Below are 21,638 nucleotides of genomic sequence, written 5' to 3' on the forward strand. Positions count from 1 at the left end.
GGACTTTCAGTCAACCGGCAGAACACGCTCCGCGACAGTGCGCACACACTGCGGATGCGGGCACTCCGTTCACACCCCGTGTGAAAGCGGACGCACTACGCTGACGGCACCAGGCGACTCGGGGGGCAATCCCATGCAGCCCAATACTCTGCTCGACGCGATCCTGGACGAGGCGGGGATCTCACACGCCGGTCTCGCCGCCCACGTCAACCAGGCGGGCCGGAAACGCGGCCTTGCGCTCCGCTACGAACACACCGCCGTGGCACGGTGGCTGAAGGGCCAGCGGCCACGCGGCCAGGTGCCCGACCTGATCTGCGAGGTGCTCGCAGGACGACTGCACCGGCATGTCACCCTGGACGACATCGGCCTCGGGGTGCCGGGCGAGCCCAGCACCCCGCACGCCGGCTCGCTCTCCGGCTTCGTGGAGCGGGCCACCGCGCTGTGGCGCTCGGACGAACAGCAACGGGCGCATGTGCTCGGCGCTCCCGCGGTCACCGGCACCCCCGCCGTCATGCCGGTGTGGGAGTGGGAGAACCCGCCCGAGGACGTGGACGTCTCCCGGGGCGGCCGGCACCGGGTCACCGCCGCCGACATCGAGATGCTGCGGGCCGCCCGCACCCACTACGAGCAGATGTACCGCAAGGCCGGCGGCATCGCGACCCGCACCCGGATCGTCGGCTTCCTCAACGCCGAGGCGGCGCCGCTGCTGCGCGGCAGCTACACCGACGCCACCGGCCGCCAACTGCACCGGGCCACCGGCGGGTTGGTGGCGATCGCCGGTATCTGTGCCTACGACTCCGATGCGCACGGCCTCGCCCAGCGCTACTTCCACCAGGCGCTCAGGCTGGCCAAGGCCAGCGGGGACCGGGGGCTCGGGGCGTACGTGATCGCGCTGCTGGTCAACCAGGCGCTGTTCATGCGGGAGTACCGGCAGGCCGTCGCCTTCGCCGAGGCCGCGCTGCGCGCCGCCGGCAAGCACATCACCCCGGCCCTCGCCTCCGACCTGTACGCGATGCAGGCCAAGGCGTACGCCCACCTCGGCGACAGCAGCAGCGCGCTGTCCTGCATCCGCCGGGCCGAGACGGCCGCCGACCGCATCCGGCGCGGATACGAGCCCGACGAGACCGGCTACGTCCAGCCCGGCCTCGTCAACGTCCAGGTGGCCGAGGCGTTGCTGAGCCTCGGCGAACTCGCCGCCGCCCGGGAGCATGCGGCGGCCGCGGTCGACAACCCCGCCCACGACCGGGGCCGGGTGCACCGGCTCGCCATGCTCAGCACGATCGAACTGCGCCAGGGAAACGCCGACAACGCGGTGGCCACGGCCGTGCAGATGGCCGAGCAGGCCCGCGGGATGGAGTCCCAGCGGCTGCGCGACAGACTCCGCGCGGTGCGCGAGCACCTGGTGCGCTGCGGCTCGGCCGGAACCGCCGAAGCCGCCGAACTCATCGACGGCGCACTGCGCGTACCGCTGTAGGCACACTGTAGGTACACAGTCCCTGCTGCGATATTGCCACTTACTCGGCGGAAGGTGGCAGAACCGTGCAGTGGACGAAACAGAACGAACAAACTGTGTACGAAAATCGCTGGTTCAGCGTCAATCTCGCAGATGTCGAGCTGCCGGACGGCCGGCACCTCGACCACTTCCTGATCCGGCTGCGGCCGGTCGCCGTCGCCACGGTGGTCAACGAGGCGGGCGAAGTCCTGCTCCTGTGGCGCCACCGGTTCATCACCGACAGCTGGGGCTGGGAACTGGCCGCAGGTGTGGTGGAGGACGGCGAGGACATCGCCAGCGCGGCCGCCAGGGAACTGGAGGAGGAGACCGGCTGGCGGCCGGGACCCCTGCACCACCTGATGAGCGTGGAGCCGTCCAACGGCCTCACCGACGCCCGGCACCACATCTACTGGTCCGACCGGGGCGAGTACGTCGGACATCCCGTGGACGACTTCGAGTCGGACCGCCGTGAATGGGTCCCCCTCAAAGTCGTCCCCGACCTGATCGCCCGAGGGGAGGTCCCGGCCGCCAACATGGCGGCCGCGTTACTCCTGCTGCATCACCTGAGGCTCGCCGATGCCTAGTGGGCCAGCGCCTGCCAGACCGTCACGACCAGCGCTCCCAGAGCCGTGAGCGCGGCGACCGAGGGCAGTGGCCAGCGTGCGTGTTCCAGTGAACTCATGCGGGTGTGCAGCTCGTCCACTTCCTTGGCGGTCTCCTTGGTGCGGTGACTGAGCAGGGCGAGTCCTCCCTCGACTCGGGCGTACGCCACGTCGAGGCGGCGCCGTAACTCTGCGAGTTCTCCATGGACCACGGGATGCTCTGGATCGGCGGTCACGTGTCCACTCCTTTCCGTAGTCGAACGTGGTTGTTCCGCATCCCTTGCATGCGCATGAAGAGTGAACTCGCCTGGTGGGCGCCTGGGGAGAGTGTGCGAAGGGCATATGCGTGCCCGGCGCGCACACGGTGTGTGAAACAGATGGGCCCGGCACCGAGTTCGGTGCCGGGCCCGTAGGGCGTCGCTCTTCGTAATCAGCCGTAGGTGTAGAAGCCCGAGCCGGTCTTCCGGCCGAGCCGCCCCGCCTCGACCATGCGCTGGAGCAGCGGGGGAGCGGCGTACAGCGGCTCCTTGTACTCGGCGTACATCGAGTTGGCGATGGAGACGATGGTGTCCAGGCCGATCAGGTCGGACAGCTTCAGCGGGCCCATCGGGTGGGCGCAGCCCATCTCCATGCCGTTGTCGATGTCCTCGCGGCTCGCGATGCCCGACTCGAACATCCGGATCGCGGACAGCAGGTAGGGCACCAGCAGCGCGTTCACGACGAAGCCGGAGCGGTCCTGGGCGCGGATGGCGTGCTTGCCGAGCGCCTTCTCGGCGAACATCTGGGCGCGGCTGAGGGTGCCCTCGGAGGTGGTGAGCGCCGGGATCAGCTCGACCAGCTTCTGCACCGGGGCCGGGTTGAAGAAGTGGATGCCGACCACGTGGTCGGGGCGCGAGGTGGCGACCGCCAGCTTCACCAGCGGGATGGAGGAGGTGTTGGAGGCCAGGATCGCGTCCGGCCGGGTCACCACCTGGTCGAGCACCTGGAAGATCTCCGTCTTCACCTGCTCGTTCTCCACGACGGCCTCGATCACCAGATCGCGGTCGGCGAACTCGCCGAGGTCGGTGGTGAAGCTGAGGCGCGCCAGCGTGGCGTCCCGCTCCTCCTCTGTGATCTTGCCGCGCTCGGCGGCCTTGGCCAGGGAGTTGAACAGCCGGGTACGGCCGATCTCCAGGGCCTCGCCGGTGGTCTCGGCGACCTTCACGTCCAGTCCCGCGCGGGCGCACACCTCGGCGATGCCCGCGCCCATCTGGCCGCAGCCCACGACTCCGACGCGCTCGATGTCGGTCACATCGTTCCCTTCGCTGGTGTTCTCCGGCTCCGGCAGGACCTCCGGGTTTCGGCGCCTGCTCCGATCGTGCACGTTACCGCCAAGTATCGATGATCGATCGCCCGGGTGGGGGCATCCTGGGGCGCGGAACGATCCGTGACGGAGCGGATCCGGAGCGTATGGGGGTGTGCAGATGGGGCGGATGTCACGTCGTGCGTTCGCGTTGGCGGCGCTGTCGACGCTGGCGATGGCCCAGGGTGCCGCGGCGGCGCCGGGCCGGCGGGGTCCGGACGGCCCATGGACGGGGGCGGCCGCCGAGATGCGGGGCGTGTGGCTGGCGACCGTGGCCAACCGCGACTGGCCCTCGCGCGCGGGCCTCACGGCCGCCGCGCAGCGCACCGAGCTGATCGCGCACCTCGACAGGGCGGTCCGTGACCGGCTCAACACAGTGGTCCTCCAGGTACGGCCCACCGCGGACGCCCTGTGGCCCTCGCCGTACGAGCCCTGGTCCCAGTACCTCACCGGCACCCAGGGCGAGGACCCGGGCTGGGACCCCCTGGGCACCGCCGTGCGGGAGGCCCACGCCCGGGGCCTGGAACTGCACGCCTGGTTCAACCCGTACCGCATCGCCAACCACACCGACCCGGGCCGGCTGGCCGCCTCGCACCCGGCGCGCCGGCACCCGGACTGGGCGGTGCCCTACGGCGGGAAGCTCTACTACAACCCGGGCCTGCCCGAGGTCCGCGCCTTCGTGCAGCAGGCCATGCTCGACGCGGTCGGCCGGTACCCGGTCGACGCCGTCCACTTCGACGACTACTTCTACCCGTACCCGGTCGCGGGCCAGACCTTCGACGACGACGACGCCTACGACGAGTACGGCGGCGACTTCCCCAGCCGGGCCGCCTGGCGCCGCGACAACATCGACCAGCTGGTGAAGGAGATGGCGGCGGGCATCAAACGGGTCCGCCCCGGCACCCGGTTCGGGGTCAGCCCTTTCGGGGTGTGGCGCAACGCCACGACCGACTCCCGCGGCTCGGACACCCGGGCGGGCGTGCAGACGTACGACGATCTGCACGCGGACACCCGTAGGTGGGTGCGCAACCACTGGATCGACTACATCGTCCCGCAGCTGTACTGGCACATCGGCAACGCCGCCGCCGACTACGCGACCCTGGTCGACTGGTGGGCCCAGGTCGCCAAGGGCACGAAGACACGGCTGTACCTCGGCGAGGCGCTGTACAAGGCGGGGGCCGCAGGACAGCCCCCGGCCTGGCGGGACCCGGTCGAGCTGTCCCGGCACCTCACGCTGGCCGCCGGATATCCGCAGGTGCGCGGGCACGTGTTCTTCGCCGCCAAGGACGTGGCTGCGGATCCGATCGGGGCGATGGCGCGGGTGGTCGCCGACCACTACGGGCAGCCGGCGAAGCCACCGCGCTGATCTACTGCTTTTCCTTTTCCTTGTGCTTGACCTGGCAGTCGGGGCCGGGGGACATCACGGCCTCGTGTCCGTCCGGGAAGCGGACGCGGTAGGGCGGGTTGCCCTCCGGGCCCAGCACTTCCACGACTTCCGAGACATGGTCGTGTTGGCCGACCACCCTGCCGTGCTGGACAAGCTTGTCACCCACGCTTGCGCGCATTAGGCCCTCCTCACGGTCACGACCGTTGGGTGACGGCGATGCAGACGAGCACGGCGACGGCGGTCAGCGGAGCGGCCGCCGTGAGGTGCTCGCCCAGCAGCAGCGCCGACCACACCAGTGTGAGCAGCGGCTGGGCCAACTGCAACTGGCTGGCCTTCGGAATCCCGATGGCCGCCATGCCGCGGTACCAGACGACCAGCCCGAGGAACTGCGAGACCACCGAGACCCACAGCAGGCCCGCCACGCCGTGCCCGGTCAGCTGCACCGGCTCGTACGACAGCGCCAGCGCGGCGCCCGGCACGCTCAGCGGCAGACACAGCACCAGCGCCCAGCCGATGACCTGCCAGCCGGGCATGACCCGGGCCAGCCGCCCGCCCTCGGTGTACCCGGCCGCGCACACCAGCAGCGCGGCGAACAGGTAGCCGTCGGCGGCGTCGAGCGCGCCGCCGCTCTGGCCGAGGGTGAAGGCGAGCACGGCCGCGGCACCCGCCAGCGCCGCCAGCCAGAACCGCCGCGAGGGCCGGTGGCCCATGCGCAGCGCCGAGCAGACGGCGGTGGTCAGCGGCAGCAGGCCCACCACGACGGCGGCGTGCGAGGTGGTCGAGGTCTGCAGGGCGAGCGTGCTCAGCAGCGGGAAGCCGAGTACCACACCGACGGCGACGACCGCGAGGCCCGGCAGATGCCGGCGGTCGGGTAGCGGCACACGCAGCACCAGCAGACACCCGCCCGCGACGAGCGCCGCGAGGACGCTGCGCACGGCCACCAGGGACCAGGGGCCGAAGCTCTCCAGGCCCCATGCGGTGGACGGGAAGGTGAGGGAGAAGGCGATCACGCCGAGGGCGGCCTGCCCGGTGCCGAAGGACCGGTGCTCGCGGGGGGCGGTGACCGCTATCGCCGTCGTGGTAGTAGCGCTACTCTGTGCTCTCATGCATGAGCGTAGCAGTGTCGGCGAACTGGCAGAACAGCTACGACGGGAACTAGACCGCTACTCACCTGGTGGAAAGCTCCCGTCGAGCAGGGCGCTGGTCGAACGCTTCCGGGTGAGCCCGGTGACCGTCTCCCGGGCCCTGGCCCAGCTGGCCGCCGAGGGACTGGTGGTCACCCGGCCCGGCGCCGGCGCCTTCCGCGCACGCCCGCAGGCCGCCGCCACGCCCGCCGGGGACACCTCCTGGCAGGAGGTCGCGCTGAGCGCCGAGGGCGTCACCGATCTCGTACCGCGCACGGTGGACGGCTCCGGGGTGACGGTCTCGCTCGCCGCCCCGCCACCGGGCGTGCTGGAGTTCAACGGCGGCTATCCGCACCCCTCGCTCCAACCCGAGCGGGCCATGGCCGCGGCCCTCGCCCGGGCCGGGCGGCGCCCCGGCGCCTGGGGGAGGCCGCCGCTGGAGGGGCTCCCCGAGCTGCGGGAGTGGTTCGCGCGGGGCATCGGCGGGGCCGTCACCGCGGCCGAGGTGCTGATCGCCGCCGGCGGCCAGTCCGCGCTGGCCACAGCCCTGCGGGCGCTCGCCCCGCCCGGCGCACCGGTCCTCGTGGAGTCGCCCACCTACCCGGGCATGCTGGCCCTCGCCCGCGCGGCCGGCCTGCGCCCGGTCCCGGTGCCGGTCGACCCCGACGGCGTACGACCCGACCTGCTCGCCGACGCGTTCCGGGCCACCGGCGCCCGGGTCTTCGTCTGCCAGCCCCTGTTCCAGAACCCGACCGGCGCGGTCCTGGCCCCCGACCGGCGCGCCGAGGTGCTGCGCATCGCCCGGTCGGCGGGGGCGTTCGTCATCGAGGACGACTTCGTACGACGCCTCGTGCACGCGGACGCGGGCCCGCTGCCCCGGACGCTGGCCGCCGACGACCCCGACGGCGTCGTCGTCCACGTCGGCTCGCTGACCAAGGTGACCTCGCCCAGCTTCCGGGTGGCCGCGCTGGCCGCGCGCGGGCCCGTGCTGGAACGGCTGCGCACCATTCAGGTCGTGGACAGCTTCTTCGTCCCCCGCCCGCTCCAGGAGGCCGCCCTGGAACTCGTCGGCTCCCCGGCCTGGCCCCGCCATCTGCGGGCCCTGTCGGCCGAGTTGAAGACCCGCCGCGACGCCATGACGACCGAACTCGCCCTGCACCTGCCCGAACTCGCCCTGCCGCACATCCCGTCCGGCGGCTACATCCTCTGGCTCCGCCTCCCCGACGGCGTCGACGAGTCGTCCCTGACCGCCGCCGCCCTGCGCGCCGGTGTCGCCCTCACTCCGGGCCGCCCCTACTTCAGCGCCGAACCTCCTGCGGGCCACCTCCGGTTGAGCTTCGCGGCGGTGGCGGGGACGGGGGAGATCGCGGAAGGAGTGCGGCGGTTGCGGACGGCGTGCGAGGAGGTGTTCTGAGCAGGTGCTCCGAGCAGGTGTTCCAGGGCGGGGCGACGGTGGTCGGTGCAGGTAAATCCGTTCGACGCCGGTCGTGCCGTCCTGTGAGGATCCCCGCATGAGCGACGCACCCGACCTCCCCGACGGCTACGAGTTCTCCGCCGACACCGACCGTGTCGACGTCGACCGCGTCCACGGCTGGCTGTCGACCGACGCGTACTGGGCGATCGACCGCCCGCGGGACAAGCACGAGCGGGCGATGGCGTCCTCGATCAACTTCGGGGTGTACGCCACCGCCTCGGGCGAGCAGGTGGCGTACGCGCGCGTGGTGACCGACCGCGCGCTCTTCGCCTGGCTCGCCGATGTGTACGTCGACCCGTCGGTGCGCGGCAAGGGTGTCGGCACGGCGTTCGTCGGCCGCATCCGGGACCACCTGCGGCCCTTCGGGCTGCGCCGCATGCTGCTGGCCACGGAGGACGCGCACGGGGTGTACGAGAAGCTGGGCTTCAGGCCGCTGGACCGCCCGGACCAGTGGATGGTGCACCCCTTCGAGTGAGCGGGCGCACACCCCGGGTAACTCACAGGCAACAGCCCTTGACCTGCACACACCCGAGGCCCACCATCACCGCATGCCACTTCGGGTCACGTTCGTCGCGGCCGCGCGCAGTTCCCCGCTGCTCGCGGAGCGCTTCGAGGACGACCGGCCGCTGGACCAGGCCGGCTGGGACGAGGTGCAGAGCGTCGCCGGGGACCTGCTGCCGCTGGCGGCGGCCGAGCTGCGCTACTGCTCCCCGACCCCGCGCAGCCGTGCCACCGGCGACGCCCTCGGGTACGCCCCGCTGGTCCAGCTCGCCCTGCGCGACTGCGACATGGGCCGCTGGCGCGGGCTGACGCTGGGCGAGGCGATGGCCCGCGAACCGGACGCCGTGGACGCCTGGCTCGCCGACCCGCGTGCCACCCCGCACGGCGGCGAGTCGCTGCTGGCCTTCATCTCCCGGGTCGGCGGCTGGCTCGACACGCGCCCGGTGGGCGACGGCGGCCGGGTCGTCGCCGTCGCCGAGCCCTCCGTGATACGCGCCGCCCTGGTGTACGTGCTGAAGGCGCCGCCCTCGACCTACTGGAACATCGACGTGCGCCCGCTGTCGACGACCTCGGTGACGGGCCGCTCGGGCCGCTGGAACCTCCGCCTGGACGGCGTCTTCGCTCAGCACTCGCGCACGTAGTCGGTGGTGAGCAGCAGGTCCTTCGCCGGTCCGCCGACCCGCCAGACCGTGCGCCAGTGGTCGGGGTCCGTGACCGTGAACTCACCCCGGTAGAGGTCGGCCGAGCAGGGGTGATCGGCGACGTACCGCCCCGAGCGCAGATCCAGTTCGTGGAAGGGCCGCCCGTCGGCGAACCGTACGTCCGCCGTGCCCGGCGTGCTCCCCGGCAGGAACCGCAGGGTCCGCGTCGCGGCCCTCGTCACGCCCTGCCAGGTGAAAGTGCCCGACTCCTCGTGCAGCAGCCCGCCGCCGTCGGGCGGACCGAAGACGGTGACCCCCTCGAAGCGCCCTTCGTCTCCGCTCGCCAGATCGCGCACGGTCCGCACCACCCGCCAGCGTCCGGCCAGGTGGGCCAGGACGTCGGCCACGGGCCAGAACTCGGCCATCATCACCCCTGTCTGTCCGCCCCATTGACGTGCTCATACCCCTTCCCTATCTTGCCGTTCGAAGTGCTGACCAGAGTCTGATATTTCGAACAATCAAGAGCCGCGGAGTATCCATGTCACGCACCACCCGCACCAGGCTGAGACTCGGCCTCACGGCAAGCGCTTTCCTGCTCGCCGCCACCGTCGTCCCGGCCCCCGCCCACGCCGCCGATGTCACCGACTACTCGATCACCGTCGATCCCACCGCCCAGGGCGCCAGGATCGACAAGACGATGTACGGCGTCTTCTTCGAGGACATCAACCGCGCGGCCGACGGCGGTCTGTACGCCGAACTCGTGCAGAACCGGTCCTTCGAGTACTCCACCGACGACAACAAGTCGTACACGCCCCTGACCGCCTGGACGGTCTCCGGTACGGCGCAGGTCGTGAACGACTCCGGCCGGCTCAACGACCGCAACCGCGACTACCTGTCCCTGGGCGCCGGTTCATCGGTCACCGACTCCGGCTACAACACCGGCATCGCCGTGCAGGACGGCAAGACGTACGACTTCTCGGTGTGGGCCCGCGCCGGGGCCGGCACCACGCTCACCGTGTCCCTCCAGGACGCCGGCGGCACCCTGGCCACCGCGCGCCCGATCGCCGTCAAGAAGGGCGGCTGGGCCCGGTACAAGGCCACCTTCACCGCGACCCGCACCAGCACCACGGGCCGGCTCACCGTCGCCTCCTCGGCCGCCGCCGCGCTCGACATGGTCTCCCTCTTCCCGCGCGACACCTACAAGCACGAGCCGAACGGCCTGCGCAAGGATCTCGCCGAGAAGGTTGCCGCCCTGCACCCGGGCTTCGTCCGCTTCCCCGGCGGCTGCCTGGTCAACACCGGCTCGATGCAGGACTACAGCGAGGCCTCCGGCTGGCAGCGCAAGCGCTCCTACCAGTGGAAGGACACCGTCGGCCCGGTCGAGCAGCGGGCGACCAACTCCAACTTCTGGGGCTACAACCAGTCCTACGGCCTCGGCTACTACGAGTACTTCCGCCTCGCCGAGGACATCGGCGCGATGCCCCTGCCCGTCGTCCCGGCGCTGGTGACCGGCTGCGGCCAGAACAAAGCCGTCGCCGACGACGCCCTGCTCGAGCGGCACATCCAGGACACCCTCGACCTCATCGAGTTCGCCAACGGCCCGGCGTCCTCGACCTGGGGCAAGGTGCGCGCCGGGATGGGCCACCCGAAGCCCTTCCACCTCACCCACATCGAGGTCGGCAACGAGGAGAACCTGCCGAACGAGTTCTTCGCCCGCTTCCAGCAGTTCCGCACGGCCGTCCAGGCGAAGTACCCGTACATGCAGGTGATCTCCAACTCCGGCCCGGACGACTCCGGTGCGACCTTCGACACGGCGTGGAAGCTCAACAAGGACGCCAAGGTCGACCTGGTCGACGAGCACTACTACAACAGCCCGCAGTGGTTCCTGCAGAACAACGACCGCTACGACTCCTACGACCGCAGCGGCCCGAAGGTCTTCCTCGGCGAGTACGCCTCCCAGGGCAACGCCTTCAAGAACGGCCTCGCCGAGGCGGCCTACATGACCGGCCTGGAGCGCAACGCGGACGTCGTCAAGCTCGCCTCCTACGCGCCGCTGTTCGCCAACGAGGACTACGTGCAGTGGAGCCCGGACATGGTGTGGTTCAACAACCACGCCTCCTGGAGCTCGGCCAACTACGAGGTCCAGAAGCTGTTCATGAACAACGTGGGCAGCCGGGTGGTGCCGTCCACGGCCACCACGACCCCGGACGTCAGCGGACCCGTCACCGGCGCCGTCGGCCTGTCCACCTGGGACACCAGCGCCGCCTACGACGACGTCAAGGTCACCGCCGCCGACGGGAGCACCCTGCTCAGCGACGACTTCTCCGGTGACGCCTCGAAGTGGACCCACACGGGCAGCGGCAGCTGGACCGTCCAGGACGGGCAGTACGTCGAGACGTCCGACACCGCCGAGAACACCATGGTCCAGGCGGGCGACCCGTCCTGGCACGACTACGACCTGCAGGTGAAGGCCACCAAGAAGTCCGGCAAGGAGGGCTTCCTCGTCGCCTTCGGCGTCAAGGACACCGGCAACTACTACTGGTGGAACCTGGGCGGCTGGAACAACACCCAGAGCGCGGTCGAGCAGGCCGTGGACGGCGGAAAGTCCACGCTGATCTCGAAGGCGGGCTCGGTCGAGACCGGCCGGTCCTACGACATCGACGTCAAGGTGCGCGGCCGCCAGGTCACGCTCTACCTCGACGGGCAGCAGTGGGGCAGCTTCACCGACGACAAGCCGGCCGAGCCGTTCCGCCAGGTCGTCACCCGGGACGCGAAGACCGGTGAGCTGATCGTCAAGGTCGTCAACGCCCAGGCCTCGGTGGCCCGTACGGCGATCGACCTGGGCGGCGCGAAGGTCGCCTCCCGGGCCAGGGTGACCACGCTCGCCGCCGCGCCCGGCGCGGTGAACACCGAGACGTCCACGGCGGTCGCCCCCCAGACGTCCACCTTCGACGCGGTCGCGGGGAAGTTCACGTACACCTTCCCGGCGAACTCCGTCACCTTCCTGCGGATCAAGCAGAAGTAGGCGCCGGGTCCTCCTGCGCGGGCTGCTGTCCGAGCGGCAGCAGCCCGCGCTCGGCGAAGACCTTCTTCGCGGCGAAGGTGGCGTTGAGCGCCTTCGGTATGCCGCAGTAGACGGCGGAGTGCAGCAGCGCCTCCGTGATCTGCTCGGGCGTGAGGCCCACGTTGAGGGCCGCGTTCACATGCACGTCCAGCTGGGCCTCGCAGCCGCCGAGCGCGGTGAGCATGCCCAGGGTGACCAGCTGGCGGTCGCGCGGGGCGAGGCCGGGCCGGTCGTAGATGTCTCCGAAGGCCCAGGCGACGATCTGGTGCCCCAGCTCGGGGTTGATGTCGGCGAGCGCGTCGACGACCCGCTGCCCGGCCTCGCCGTCGACCTTCTTCAGAACCTCCAGGCCGTGGGTGAAGCGCTCGTCACGGGTGGTGCTCTCGCTCATGTCGTCTCGTCCGTTCCCTGCTGCCGTTCGTCCAGCAGCTGTTCGTAGTGATCGATCTTGTCGTCCAGCGCGGTCGCGTTGCGCCTGAGCGCCCGGATGCGGTCGGCCAGTCCGGCGCGGTGCTCGCGGAGCATCGCCAGCCGGTCGGCGACCGTCGCATCCCCCTCGGACCGCAGCCGCGCGAAGTGCTGCATGTCCGCGATCGACATGCCGGTCTCGCGCAGCCGCAGCAGGAACTCCAGCCAGGCCAGGTCCGCCGTCTGGTAGCGGCGCTGGTTGCCGGTGGTCCGGCCGATCCGCTCGATCAGGCCGGCCTTCTCGTAGTAGCGCAGCGTGTCGTGCGTCAGGCCGGTGCGCTCGGCCACCTGGGCGATGGTCAACGAGGGCTCCGGGTCCTGCGGGAGGGGCTGTCCGCTGGTCATGACAAGAACGATAGAACCTGGAGTGCGCTCCAGGTCAAGCGCTGCTCGCTTCACCTTGAAAACACCTTTTGGAAAGCATTCGTTTTCCTGGCCGTCATGAAATTCACACGGTGTTTCCCGTATTCGGAAGAAGTCGCCCCACTTTTTGGTGAGCGCACAACCAACAGGAAACGGGTCCCGTCTAAGACGGCGAATCCATAAGGCATACATTCCGTGGGGGACCGCCGGAAATGCAGGGCAACGCGCGGCGACCCCCGGACAGGAACAGGGTGTGAAAGCGATATCCCAGCCGAGGCGGGCCGCCGCCCTGCTCGCCGCGGCCGTCACGATCACGGCGTTCTGCGCCGCCGACACCCTCGCCCGCAGCTACCCCTTCGGCCCCCGCACCCGCAGCGTCAACGACCTGGGCAATCAGTACGTCCCCTTCCACGCCCACCTGTGGGACCTGCTGCACGGCAGGACCGACGGCGGCCTCCTCGTCAACTGGCAGTCCGGCTACGGCTCCAGCTTCCTGCCCGACCTCGGCACCTACCTCGGCAGCCCGTTCGCGCTGCTCGTGGCCGTCTTCCCACGGGACGAGATCGACCTCGCGGTGTATGTGATCACCGTCCTGAAGACCGCCTTTGCCGCGGCCGCCATGGCCTGGCTGCTGCTCACCCTGCGGCCCGGGCGCTGGTGGGCCGCAGGTCTGCTCGGCGCCTCCTACGCCCTGTGCGGCTGGAGCGTGGCCGACGCCTCCTACAACCCGATGTGGCTGGACGGCCTCATCGCCCTGCCCCTGCTCTGTCTGGTCGGCGAATGGGCCCTCGCCGGACGCCGCCGCCACCTCGGCGTCCTGGTCGTGGCCCTCGCCTGGACCGCCAACTTCTACACCGCCTACATGGCCACCCTGGGCGCCGGCCTGGTCCTGCTGCTCCGGCTGCTGCTGGCGGACCTGCCCCGTCGGCGGGCACGCGCGGCGGCCGGCCGTGCCGCGCTCACCGTCGCCCTCGGCATGGGTCTGGCCGCCCCGCTGGTGACGGTCGTCTACTTCGGCACCAGGCACGCCTACCCGGGCCGCGTCCGCCAGTTCGCCCCGGTGGCGAGCGAGGACCTGCTGGCCCGGCTGCTGCCGACGACGTACGGCTTCGGCTCCCCGGCCGTCTACGTGGGCATCACGGCCCTGCTGCTTGCCCTCGCCCTGCCGTTCCACCGCGCGGTCCCCGCCCGGGTGCGCACCGGCTGGACGCTCCTCGTCCTCGCGGTGACCCTGTCCCTGCAGTGGGCGCCCACCCACCTGGTCTGGCACGCCTTCGCCACCCCGCAGGGCAGTTCCTACCGCCAGACGTTCGTGCTGTGCGGGCTGCTGGTGATCGCCGCCTGGCACTCGCTGTCGTACGGCCCGCCCGACCGGCGCGCGCTCGCGGCGGCGGCCGGGCTCCTTGCCCTGCTTACCCTCGTGGCGAGCCGCAGCGACCTGGTGCGGCTCTCTACCTGGCCGGTGCTGCTGCTCGCCACCGCGGGCGCGCTCGGCGGACTCGCGCTGCTGGGCCGCGCCGACGCCGGCCGGCGCACCCGGCTGGCCGGCCTGGCCGTCGTACTCCTCCTCGCAGCGCAGCTCGGCGAGACGGCCGCCACCTCCGCCGTGGCCACCCGGCTGCGCCTGGCGCACCTGGACGACTACGCGCCCTGGGGCGAGCGGCAGCAGCGGCAGGCGGCGGCGATCGCCGAGGCCGACGGCTGGCCCCGGTACCGCACCGACCCCGGACGCGAGCAGACCGTCGGCAACGACCCGATGCTGGTGGGCGGCCAGGGCGCCCAGTACTACAGCAGCCTGACCTCCGACGTCCTCAGCCGTACGCTCACCGCGCTCGGCGGCGGCTCGACCTCGCGCGGCCGCAGCGTGCAGAGCCTCGACAACGCCGTCACCGACGTCATCTTCTCCGTCGGCGCCCGGGTGCACTCCCCGCCGGATCCGCACCAGAAGCACGTGACCCGGGCCGGCGGTCCGGTGACCGTGTCCCGGCAGGACGTGCCGCCCCTGGTGACCGTACGGACCGCGCCCGACCGGGCCGCCTTCGGGCCCTCGCCGTACCGCAACCAGGAAATGCTGCTCGGCAGCCGCGTCTACACCGTGCCCCGCGTCGCCGTGCACGACGACACCGGAAAGCCGGTGCGGGGCGGTCGGGTCGGCTCCCGGAACGCCGTCACCCGGCCGACGGTCACGGCCCGCTGCCCGGCCGGGAGCCAGGTATACCTGTGGGCCCCGGACTTCTCGGGCACCGCCCGGCTCGACGGTGCCGATACCACCGCGCGCTTCCGGTTCGCGTACCCGCGCAACCGCGCTGCCATGGCGCCCCTCGGCCCGGCCGCGGCATCCGGGCGGCTGCGCATCGCGCTGTCCCCGGACCGCCCCGGCCGCATCCCGGGCGGCGCGGTCGGCTGCCTGGACACCGCACGCCTGCGGACCGCGGCCGCTCACCTCACGGCCACCGGCGCCACCCACGTCACCGTCTCCGACGGCACCCTCCGGGCCGAACTGCCCGCCGGCAGCAAGGGGACCGCCGTCGTCGCCGCGCCCCGGATCGCCGGCTGGCGGTGCGCGACGGACGGCGCCCCGGAGCGGCCCGCGGGGGAGTACCACGGGCTGATCGCCGTCCCCCTCAACGCCCACCCGACCTCGCTGACCTGCACCTTCCACCCACCCGGCCTGCGGCTGGGCACGGCCGTCGGGGGCGTTTCGCTTCTCACGCTCGCCCTGCTCGGCACCCTCGGCGCCGTCCGCCGCCGACGTGCCTCGGCACCGTCCACGACCACACCAGCGCGCGAGCGCGTGACCACTGCCCTCTGACGCGCCCCTGGGGGGATCGCCATGCTGATATCGATCGTCGCGCCCTGCTACAACGAAGAAGACGTCCTCGAACGCTTCCACGAGGAGGTCCAGAAGATCTCGGACGAACTGCTGCCGCTCGGCCACGACATGGAGTTCGTGTACGTCGACGACGGCAGCCGCGACCGCACCCTCGCCGTCCTCAGGCACCTCGCCGACCGCGACTCACGGGTGCGCTACGTCTCCTTCAGCCGCAACTTCGGCAAGGAGGCGGCCCTGCTCGCGGGCCTGCGGCACGCCTCGGGCGACTCGGTCGTCGTCATGGACGCCGACCTTCAGCACCCGCCGGAGCTGATCAAGCGGATGGTGGAGCTGCGCGACCAGGGCTACGACCAGGTCATCGCCAGGCGCACCCGCACCGGCGACCGCCTCACCCGCACCCTCACCGCCCGCCTGTACTACCGGCTCATCAACCGCTTGGTCGATGTCGAACTGGTCGACGGCGTGGGCGACTTCCGTCTGCTCTCGCGCCGCGTGGTGGACGCGATCGTGAACCTCACGGAGTACAACCGCTTCTCCAAGGGCCTGTTCGCCTGGGTCGGCTTCCCGAGCACCACCTTCGAGTACGAGAACGCGACGCGCGAGGCCGGCCACAGCTCCTGGTCGTTCCGCAGCCTGCTCAACTACGGCCTGGACGGCCTGCTGTCCTTCAACAACCGGCCGCTGCGCGCCGCCCTCTGGCTCGGCATGGGCCTGCTGCTGTGCGCGGGGCTGTACACCGCCTGGATCGTGGGCGCCGCGCTCGTCCACGGAGTGCAGACGCCGGGGTATGTGACCATCATCACCGCTGTCACGGCCCTGGCGGGCGTCCAGATGGTCATGCTGGGAGTCATCGGGGAGTACACCGGCCGCATCTACTACGAGGTGAAGGGGCGTCCGCACTTCCTGGTGAAGGCGACCAACGTGGAACGGACGAAAGACCTTATCCCTTGATGTCGAGACAGATCGCCACCTTCGCCGTGGTCGGTGCCGTCAATACGGCGACGTACTACGGCCTCTATCTGCTGTTGCTCACCTGGCTGCCGTATCTGGGCGCACATATTCTGGCATTCCTGCTCAGCATGATCGGATCCTTCTTCCTGAATGCGCGGTTCACCTACCGGACGCGGCCGACCTGGCGGAAGTTCCTGCTGTTCCCGCTGACGAACGTCACCAATTTCCTGATCACCACCGCGGGGGTGTACGTGATCGTCGACGTCCTGCACGCGGGCAGCCGCTTCGCCCCCCTCCTCGCCTCCGCGGCGGCGATCCCGGTGACCTTCGTCCTCTCCCGCCGGATCATGCTGCCCCGCCCGGCCGGCGTGACGGCCGACGCCCCGCAGGCCGTGACGCACCGATGAGCGGTGCGGGTACCGGCCCCCGCATGCGATTGCATAAAAGTGCAGCGATACGTATAGTCATGCCATCTAGAGGAGGGTGGACATGGCAGTACGTGCGGCGGTGGCCGGAGCGAGCGGATACGCGGGCGGAGAGGTTCTGCGCCTGCTCCTCGCACACCCCGAGGTCGAGATCGGCGCCCTGACCGGAAACTCCAACGCCGGCCAGCGGCTCGGTGCGCTCCAGCCGCATCTGCTGCCGCTGGCCGACCGCGTGCTGGCCGAGACCACCGCCGAGGCGCTCGCCGGGCATGACGTCGTCTTCCTGGCGCTGCCGCACGGGCAGTCCGCCGCCGTCGCCGAGCAGCTCGGCCCGGACGTCCTCGTGGTCGACATGGGCGCCGACTTCCGGCTGAAGGACCCGGCCGACTGGGAGCGGTTCTACGGCTCCGCGCACGCCGGCACCTGGCCTTACGGCCTCCCCGAACTTCCGGGCGCCCGCGGCGCGCTGGAGGGGTCCAAGCGCATCGCGGTGCCCGGTTGCTACCCCACCGCCGTCTCCCTCGCCCTGTACCCGGCCTACGCGGCCCGGCTCGCCGAGCCCGAGGCGGTGATCGTCGCCGCGTCCGGCACCTCCGGCGCGGGCAAGGCGCCCAAGCCCCACCTGCTCGGCAGCGAGGTCATGGGCTCCATGTCGCCGTACGGCGTCGGCGGCGGCCACCGGCACACCCCCGAGATGATCCAGAACCTCAGCGGGGTGGCCGGGGAGCGGATCTCGGTCTCCTTCACGCCGACCCTCGCGCCGATGCCCCGCGGCATCCTCGCCACGTGCAGCGCCGCCGCCCGGGACGGGGTCACCGGCGAGTCGCTGCGGGCCGCCTACGAGAAGGCCTACGCCGACGAACCGTTCGTGCACCTGCTCCCCGAGGGGCAGTGGCCCGCCACCGCGTCCGTCCATGGTTCCAACGCCGTTCAGGTGCAGGTCGCGTACGACGCAGCCGTGGGCCGCATCATCGCGATCAGCGCCATCGACAACCTGACCAAGGGCACCGCGGGCGGTGCCGTCCAGAGCATGAACATCGCCCTGGGTCTCGACGAGACCACCGGACTTTCCACGATCGGAGTCGCACCGTGAGCGTCACGGCAGCCAAGGGATTCGCGGCGGCGGGCATCGCCGCCGGGATCAAGGAGAACGGCAACCCCGACCTGGCCCTCGTGGTCAACAACGGGCCGCGCCGTGCCGCCGCGGGCGTCTTCACCTCCAACCGTGTGAAGGCCGCTCCGGTGCTGTGGTCCGAGCAGGTCCTCAAGAGCGGCCAGGTCTCGGCCGTCGTCCTCAACTCCGGCGGCGCCAACGCCTGTACCGGCCCCCAGGGCTTCCAGGACACCCACGCCACCGCGGAGAAGGCCGCCGAGGTCCTCGGCCGGGGCGCCATCGAGATCGCCGTCTGCTCCACCGGCCTCATCGGCGTCCTGCTCCCTATGGACAAGCTGCTGCCGGGAGTCGAGACCGCCGCGGCTTCCTTGAGCGAGCATGGCGGCGAGAAGGCCGCCATCGCCATCAAGACCACCGACACCGTGCACAAGACGTCCGTGGTGACCAAGGACGGCTGGACCGTCGGCGGCATGGCCAAGGGCGCCGGCATGCTCGCCCCCGGCCTCGCCACCATGCTGGTCGTCCTCACCACGGATGCGGCTCTGGAGAGCGACGTCCTGGACCGGGCGCTCCGCGCGGCGACGCACACGACCTTCGACCGCGTCGACTCCGACGGCTGCATGTCCACCAACGACACGGTGCTGCTGCTCGCCTCCGGCTCCTCCGGCACCACCCCGCAGTACGAGGAGTTCGCCGAGGCCGTACGGCAGGTCTGCGACGACCTCGGCCGGCAGCTCATCGGCGACGCCGAGGGCGCCAGCAAGGACATCAAGGTCGAGGTGATCAACGCCGCGACCGAGGACGACGCCGTCGAGGTGGGCCGCTCCATCGCCCGTAACAACCTCCTCAAGTGCGCCCTGCACGGCGAGGACCCCAACTGGGGCCGCGTCCTGTCCGCGATCGGCACCACGCGGGCCGCCTTCGAGCCGGACCAGCTCAATGTCGCCATCAACGGCGTCTGGGTCTGCAAGAACGGCTCCGTCGGCGAGGACCGCGAGCTGGTCGACATGCGCTACCGCGAGGTGCACATCGTCGCCGACCTCGCCGCCGGCGCAGAGACCGCCACCATCTGGACCAACGACCTCACCGCCGACTACGTCCACGAGAACAGCGCCTACTCCTCATGACCACGACCCGGAAACACACGGCACTCCCCAAGGCCCAGATCCTCATCGAGGCGCTGCCCTGGCTGACCCGGCACCACGGCAAGATCGTCGTCATCAAGTTCGGCGGCAACGCCATGGTGAACGAGGAGCTGAAGGCCGCCTTCGCCCAGGACGTCGTCTTCCTGCGGCATGCCGGTCTCAGGCCGGTCGTGGTGCACGGCGGCGGCCCGCAGATCAGCGCCGCCCTCGACCGGCACGGCATCGTCAGCGAGTTCAAGGCGGGCCTGCGCGTCACCACCGAGGACGCCATGGACGTCGTACGCATGGTGCTGGCCGGACAGGTGCAGCGCGAGCTGGTCGGGCTGCTCAACCAGCACGGACCGCTCGCCGTCGGCCTCACCGGCGAGGACGCCCACACCATCACCGCCACCAAGCACCAGCCCGAGATCGACGGCGAGCCGGTCGACATCGGGCGGGTCGGCGAGATCACCGAGATCGACACGGGCGCGATCGAGGCCCTGCTCGCCGACGGCCGCATCCCGGTCGTCTCCTCGATCGCCCGATCCCAGGACGACGGACATGTCTACAACGTCAATGCTGATACGGCGGCTGCGGCACTCGCTGCTGCACTGGGCGCCGAAACCCTCATGGTCCTCACGGACGTCGAGGGCCTCTACGAGGACTGGCCGAACTCCGACGAGGTGATCAGCCGCCTCACCGCATCCCAGCTGGAGAAGCTGCTGCCGGAGCTGTCCGCCGGCATGGTGCCGAAGATGGAGGGCTGTCTGCACGCCGTGCGGGGCGGCGTGCAGACAGCCCGCGTCATCGACGGCCGGGTGCAGCACTCGATCCTGCTGGAGATCTTCACCGACGAGGGCATCGGCACCATGGTCGTGCCCGACGAAGCCGAGGGGGAGCAGTCATGACGGGGACCGCGACCAACGCAGAGCTGACCGGGCGCTGGCAGGGTGCGCTCATGAACAACTACGGCACTCCGCGGCTGCCGCTCGTGCGCGGTGCGGGTGCCCGGCTGTGGGACGCCGACGGCAAGGAGTACCTCGACTTCGTCGGCGGTATCGCGGTCAACGCCCTCGGCCACGCCCACCCGGCCGTCGTCCAGGCCGTCAGCGAGCAGATCGCCTCCCTCGGCCATGTCTCCAACCTGTTCATCGCCGAGCCGCCCGTCGCTCTCGCCGAACGGCTGCTCCAGCTCTTCGGCCGCGACGGCAAGGTCTACTTCTGCAACTCCGGCGCCGAGGCCAACGAGGGCGCGTTCAAGATCGGCCGGCTGACCGGCCGCACCCACATGGTCGCCACCCAGGGCGGTTTCCACGGCCGGACCATGGGCGCCCTCGCCCTCACCGGCCAGCCCGGCAAGCAGGCGCCCTTCCTGCCGCTGCCCGGCGAGGTCACCCACGTCCCGTACGGCGACGCACAGGCGCTGGCCGCAGCCGTGACGGAGGAGACGGCGCTCGTCATCATCGAGCCGATCCAGGGCGAGAACGGGGTCGTGGTGCCCCCGGCCGGCTACCTCAAGGCGGCCCGGGCGATCACCGCGGCCACGGGCGCCCTGCTGGTGCTGGACGAGGTGCAGACCGGGGTCGGCCGCACCGGGAACTGGTTCGAGTACCAGGCCCACGAAGGCGTCCTGCCCGATGTCGTCACGCTCGCCAAGGGACTGGGCGGCGGGCTGCCGCTCGGCGCCACCGTGGCCTTCGGGCGGGCCGCCGAGCTGCTCCAGCCCGGCCAGCACGGCACGACCTTCGGCGGAAACCCGGTCGCCTGCGCGGCCGGACTCGCCGTCCTCGACACCATCGCGGACGACGGGCTGCTGGAGAACGTCAAGCGGCAGAGCGAGCGGCTGCGGGACGGAATCGAGGCGCTGAACCACCCGTTGATCGACTTTGTCCGGGGTGCGGGCCTCCTGCTGGGTATCGTGCTCACCGGGCCGCTCGCACCGCAGGTGCAGCAGGCGGCCCAGGAGGCCGGGTTCCTGGTGAACGCGCCCGCTCCCGACGTCGTACGGCTCATGCCGCCGCTCAACCTCCGCGACGACGAGGCAGGCGCCTTCCTCCAGGCGCTGCCCGGCATCCTCGCGGCAGCGAACCCAGTGAATGGGGACGGACGATCCGGAGAATGAGACGACGATGAGCCAGGCGCAGGAACACGAGCAGGCGGCGGGCGCCGGGCCCGCCGTGCCGCAGACCCGCACCGCACGGCACGGCCGGATCGTGGACATCCTCAACCGGCAGCCGGTGCGGTCGCAGAGCCAGCTGGCGAAGCTGCTCGCCGACGACGGGCTGAGCGTCACACAGGCGACGCTCTCCCGGGACCTCGACGAGCTGAACGCGGTGAAGATCCGCAACACCGACGGCGACCTGATCTACGCGGTGCCGAGCGAGGGCGGTTTCCGCACGCCCCGTGCTCCGCTGGGCGGGTCGGCGAAGGAGGAGCGGATGCGGCGCCTGTCCCAGGAGCTGCTGATCTCCGCGGAGGCCTCCGCCAACCTCGTGGTCCTGCGCACCCCGCCGGGTGCGGCCCAGTTCCTCGCCTCGGCCATCGACCAGGCCGAACTGCACGACATCCTGGGGACCATCGCCGGTGACGACACCCTGCTGCTGATCAGCCGGGAGCCGACCGGGGGACAGGCGCTGGCGGACCATCTGCTGCGGCTGGCGCAGAACGGGCACTGACCCGCATGCACGGCCCGGCCCGGCGGCGCAGAATGGGAATGTGATCTTCCGCGTCGGG

General features: G+C 71.1%; 22 protein-coding genes. 15 read left to right on the top strand and 7 right to left on the bottom strand.

The window, feature by feature from the left end; all coding sequences use genetic code 11:
• Positions 1-133: 133 nt before the first annotated feature.
• Positions 134-1,474, top strand: a complete 1,341-nt coding sequence (locus tag AQI88_RS12200; protein ID WP_066996520.1) for an NsdA family TPR-like regulatory protein — start codon at positions 134-136, stop codon at positions 1,472-1,474.
• A gap of 65 nt (positions 1,475-1,539) precedes the next feature.
• The gene (locus AQI88_RS12205) at positions 1,540-2,076 is read left to right on the top strand and encodes an NUDIX hydrolase (RefSeq protein WP_079057530.1); all 537 of its coding nucleotides are present in this window, start codon (positions 1,540-1,542) and stop codon (positions 2,074-2,076) included.
• Here the strand turns inward: AQI88_RS12205 and AQI88_RS12210 are convergent.
• Together AQI88_RS12210 and AQI88_RS12215 are read right to left on the bottom strand one after the other, a co-directional pair.
• On the bottom strand, positions 2,073-2,330 hold the full coding sequence (locus AQI88_RS12210) for a hypothetical protein (protein ID WP_066996526.1): 258 nt from the start codon (positions 2,328-2,330) through the stop codon (positions 2,073-2,075). The genes AQI88_RS12205 and AQI88_RS12210 overlap by 4 nt on opposite strands.
• A 194-nt stretch (positions 2,331-2,524) precedes the next feature.
• Positions 2,525-3,385 (bottom strand): 3-hydroxybutyryl-CoA dehydrogenase, encoded by an 861-nt coding sequence (locus AQI88_RS12215; protein WP_066996529.1) that lies wholly within the window; start codon positions 3,383-3,385, stop codon positions 2,525-2,527.
• A 172-nt stretch (positions 3,386-3,557) separates the two neighbouring features.
• Between AQI88_RS12215 and AQI88_RS12220 the strand changes: the two genes are divergently transcribed.
• A complete protein-coding gene (locus tag AQI88_RS12220) occupies positions 3,558-4,802 on the top strand; it encodes a glycoside hydrolase family 10-like protein (protein ID WP_208615766.1) in 1,245 nt (414 codons plus the stop codon).
• Position 4,803: 1 nt separating this feature from the next.
• On the opposite strand, the gene AQI88_RS12225 is transcribed toward AQI88_RS12220, so the two are convergent.
• Positions 4,804-5,001, bottom strand: coding sequence for a DUF1918 domain-containing protein (locus tag AQI88_RS12225; protein WP_066996535.1), 198 nt, complete (start codon positions 4,999-5,001; stop codon positions 4,804-4,806).
• A gap of 16 nt (positions 5,002-5,017) precedes the next feature.
• Positions 5,018-5,929 (bottom strand): DMT family transporter, encoded by a 912-nt coding sequence (locus AQI88_RS12230; protein WP_079057531.1) that lies wholly within the window; start codon positions 5,927-5,929, stop codon positions 5,018-5,020.
• Between AQI88_RS12230 and AQI88_RS12235 the strand changes: the two genes are divergently transcribed.
• From AQI88_RS12235 to AQI88_RS12245, 3 genes are all read left to right on the top strand, one after another.
• Positions 5,928-7,361, top strand: coding sequence for an aminotransferase-like domain-containing protein (locus AQI88_RS12235; RefSeq protein WP_066996541.1), 1,434 nt, complete (start codon positions 5,928-5,930; stop codon positions 7,359-7,361). The two genes, AQI88_RS12230 and AQI88_RS12235, sit on opposite strands and share 2 nt — an antisense overlap.
• Before the next feature lie 97 nt (positions 7,362-7,458).
• Entirely contained in the window at positions 7,459-7,896 is a 438-nt protein-coding gene (locus AQI88_RS12240) for a GNAT family N-acetyltransferase (RefSeq protein WP_066996543.1), read from the top strand.
• Positions 7,897-7,969: 73 nt separating this feature from the next.
• Positions 7,970-8,563 (top strand): histidine phosphatase family protein, encoded by a 594-nt coding sequence (locus AQI88_RS12245; protein ID WP_066996546.1) that lies wholly within the window; start codon positions 7,970-7,972, stop codon positions 8,561-8,563.
• Here AQI88_RS12245 and AQI88_RS12250 read toward each other — a convergent pair.
• Positions 8,545-8,988 (bottom strand): DUF6314 family protein, encoded by a 444-nt coding sequence (locus AQI88_RS12250; RefSeq protein WP_066997168.1) that lies wholly within the window; start codon positions 8,986-8,988, stop codon positions 8,545-8,547. The two genes, AQI88_RS12245 and AQI88_RS12250, sit on opposite strands and share 19 nt — an antisense overlap.
• A gap of 113 nt (positions 8,989-9,101) precedes the next feature.
• On the opposite strand from AQI88_RS12250, the gene AQI88_RS12255 reads away from it, so the two are divergent.
• Positions 9,102-11,588, top strand: a complete 2,487-nt coding sequence (locus AQI88_RS12255; RefSeq protein WP_066996550.1) for an alpha-L-arabinofuranosidase C-terminal domain-containing protein — start codon at positions 9,102-9,104, stop codon at positions 11,586-11,588.
• Here AQI88_RS12255 and AQI88_RS12260 read toward each other — a convergent pair.
• Positions 11,575-12,018, bottom strand: coding sequence for a carboxymuconolactone decarboxylase family protein (locus tag AQI88_RS12260; RefSeq protein ID WP_066996553.1), 444 nt, complete (start codon positions 12,016-12,018; stop codon positions 11,575-11,577). The genes AQI88_RS12255 and AQI88_RS12260 overlap by 14 nt on opposite strands.
• Positions 12,015-12,440, bottom strand: coding sequence for a MerR family transcriptional regulator (locus AQI88_RS12265; RefSeq protein WP_066996556.1), 426 nt, complete (start codon positions 12,438-12,440; stop codon positions 12,015-12,017). Before AQI88_RS12265 ends, AQI88_RS12260 begins: the two co-directional genes overlap by 4 nt.
• Positions 12,441-12,711: 271 nt before the next feature.
• Here AQI88_RS12265 and AQI88_RS12270 point away from each other — a divergent pair, with 271 nt between their 5' ends.
• From AQI88_RS12270 to AQI88_RS12305, 8 genes are all read left to right on the top strand, one after another.
• A complete protein-coding gene (locus AQI88_RS12270) occupies positions 12,712-15,270 on the top strand; it encodes a YfhO family protein (RefSeq protein WP_066996559.1) in 2,559 nt (852 codons plus the stop codon).
• Positions 15,271-15,291: 21 nt separating this feature from the next.
• A complete protein-coding gene (locus AQI88_RS12275; RefSeq protein WP_066996562.1) occupies positions 15,292-16,242 on the top strand; it encodes a glycosyltransferase family 2 protein in 951 nt (316 codons plus the stop codon).
• Positions 16,242-16,649 carry a GtrA family protein gene (locus AQI88_RS12280; protein WP_066996565.1) on the top strand — a complete coding sequence of 136 codons (408 nt, stop codon included), beginning with the start codon at positions 16,242-16,244 and terminating at the stop codon, positions 16,647-16,649. The genes AQI88_RS12275 and AQI88_RS12280 overlap by 1 nt, the downstream gene beginning before the upstream one ends.
• 82 nt (positions 16,650-16,731) lie before the next feature.
• Entirely contained in the window at positions 16,732-17,760 is a 1,029-nt protein-coding gene (gene argC, locus AQI88_RS12285; RefSeq protein ID WP_066996568.1) for an N-acetyl-gamma-glutamyl-phosphate reductase, read from the top strand.
• Positions 17,757-18,908 (top strand): bifunctional glutamate N-acetyltransferase/amino-acid acetyltransferase ArgJ, encoded by a 1,152-nt coding sequence (gene argJ / locus AQI88_RS12290; RefSeq protein WP_066996571.1) that lies wholly within the window; start codon positions 17,757-17,759, stop codon positions 18,906-18,908. The genes argC and argJ overlap by 4 nt, the downstream gene beginning before the upstream one ends.
• On the top strand, positions 18,905-19,813 hold the full coding sequence (argB, locus tag AQI88_RS12295; protein ID WP_066996574.1) for an acetylglutamate kinase: 909 nt from the start codon (positions 18,905-18,907) through the stop codon (positions 19,811-19,813). The genes argJ and argB overlap by 4 nt, the downstream gene beginning before the upstream one ends.
• Positions 19,810-21,027 (top strand): acetylornithine transaminase, encoded by a 1,218-nt coding sequence (locus tag AQI88_RS12300; protein ID WP_066996577.1) that lies wholly within the window; start codon positions 19,810-19,812, stop codon positions 21,025-21,027. Before argB ends, AQI88_RS12300 begins: the two co-directional genes overlap by 4 nt.
• A gap of 7 nt (positions 21,028-21,034) precedes the next feature.
• Entirely contained in the window at positions 21,035-21,580 is a 546-nt protein-coding gene (locus AQI88_RS12305) for an arginine repressor (protein WP_066996579.1), read from the top strand.
• The last annotated feature ends 58 nt before the right edge of the window (positions 21,581-21,638 follow it).

The sequence above is a fragment of the Streptomyces cellostaticus genome, from assembly GCF_001513965.1.
In the GTDB taxonomy this organism is placed as follows: domain Bacteria; phylum Actinomycetota; class Actinomycetes; order Streptomycetales; family Streptomycetaceae; genus Streptomyces; species Streptomyces cellostaticus.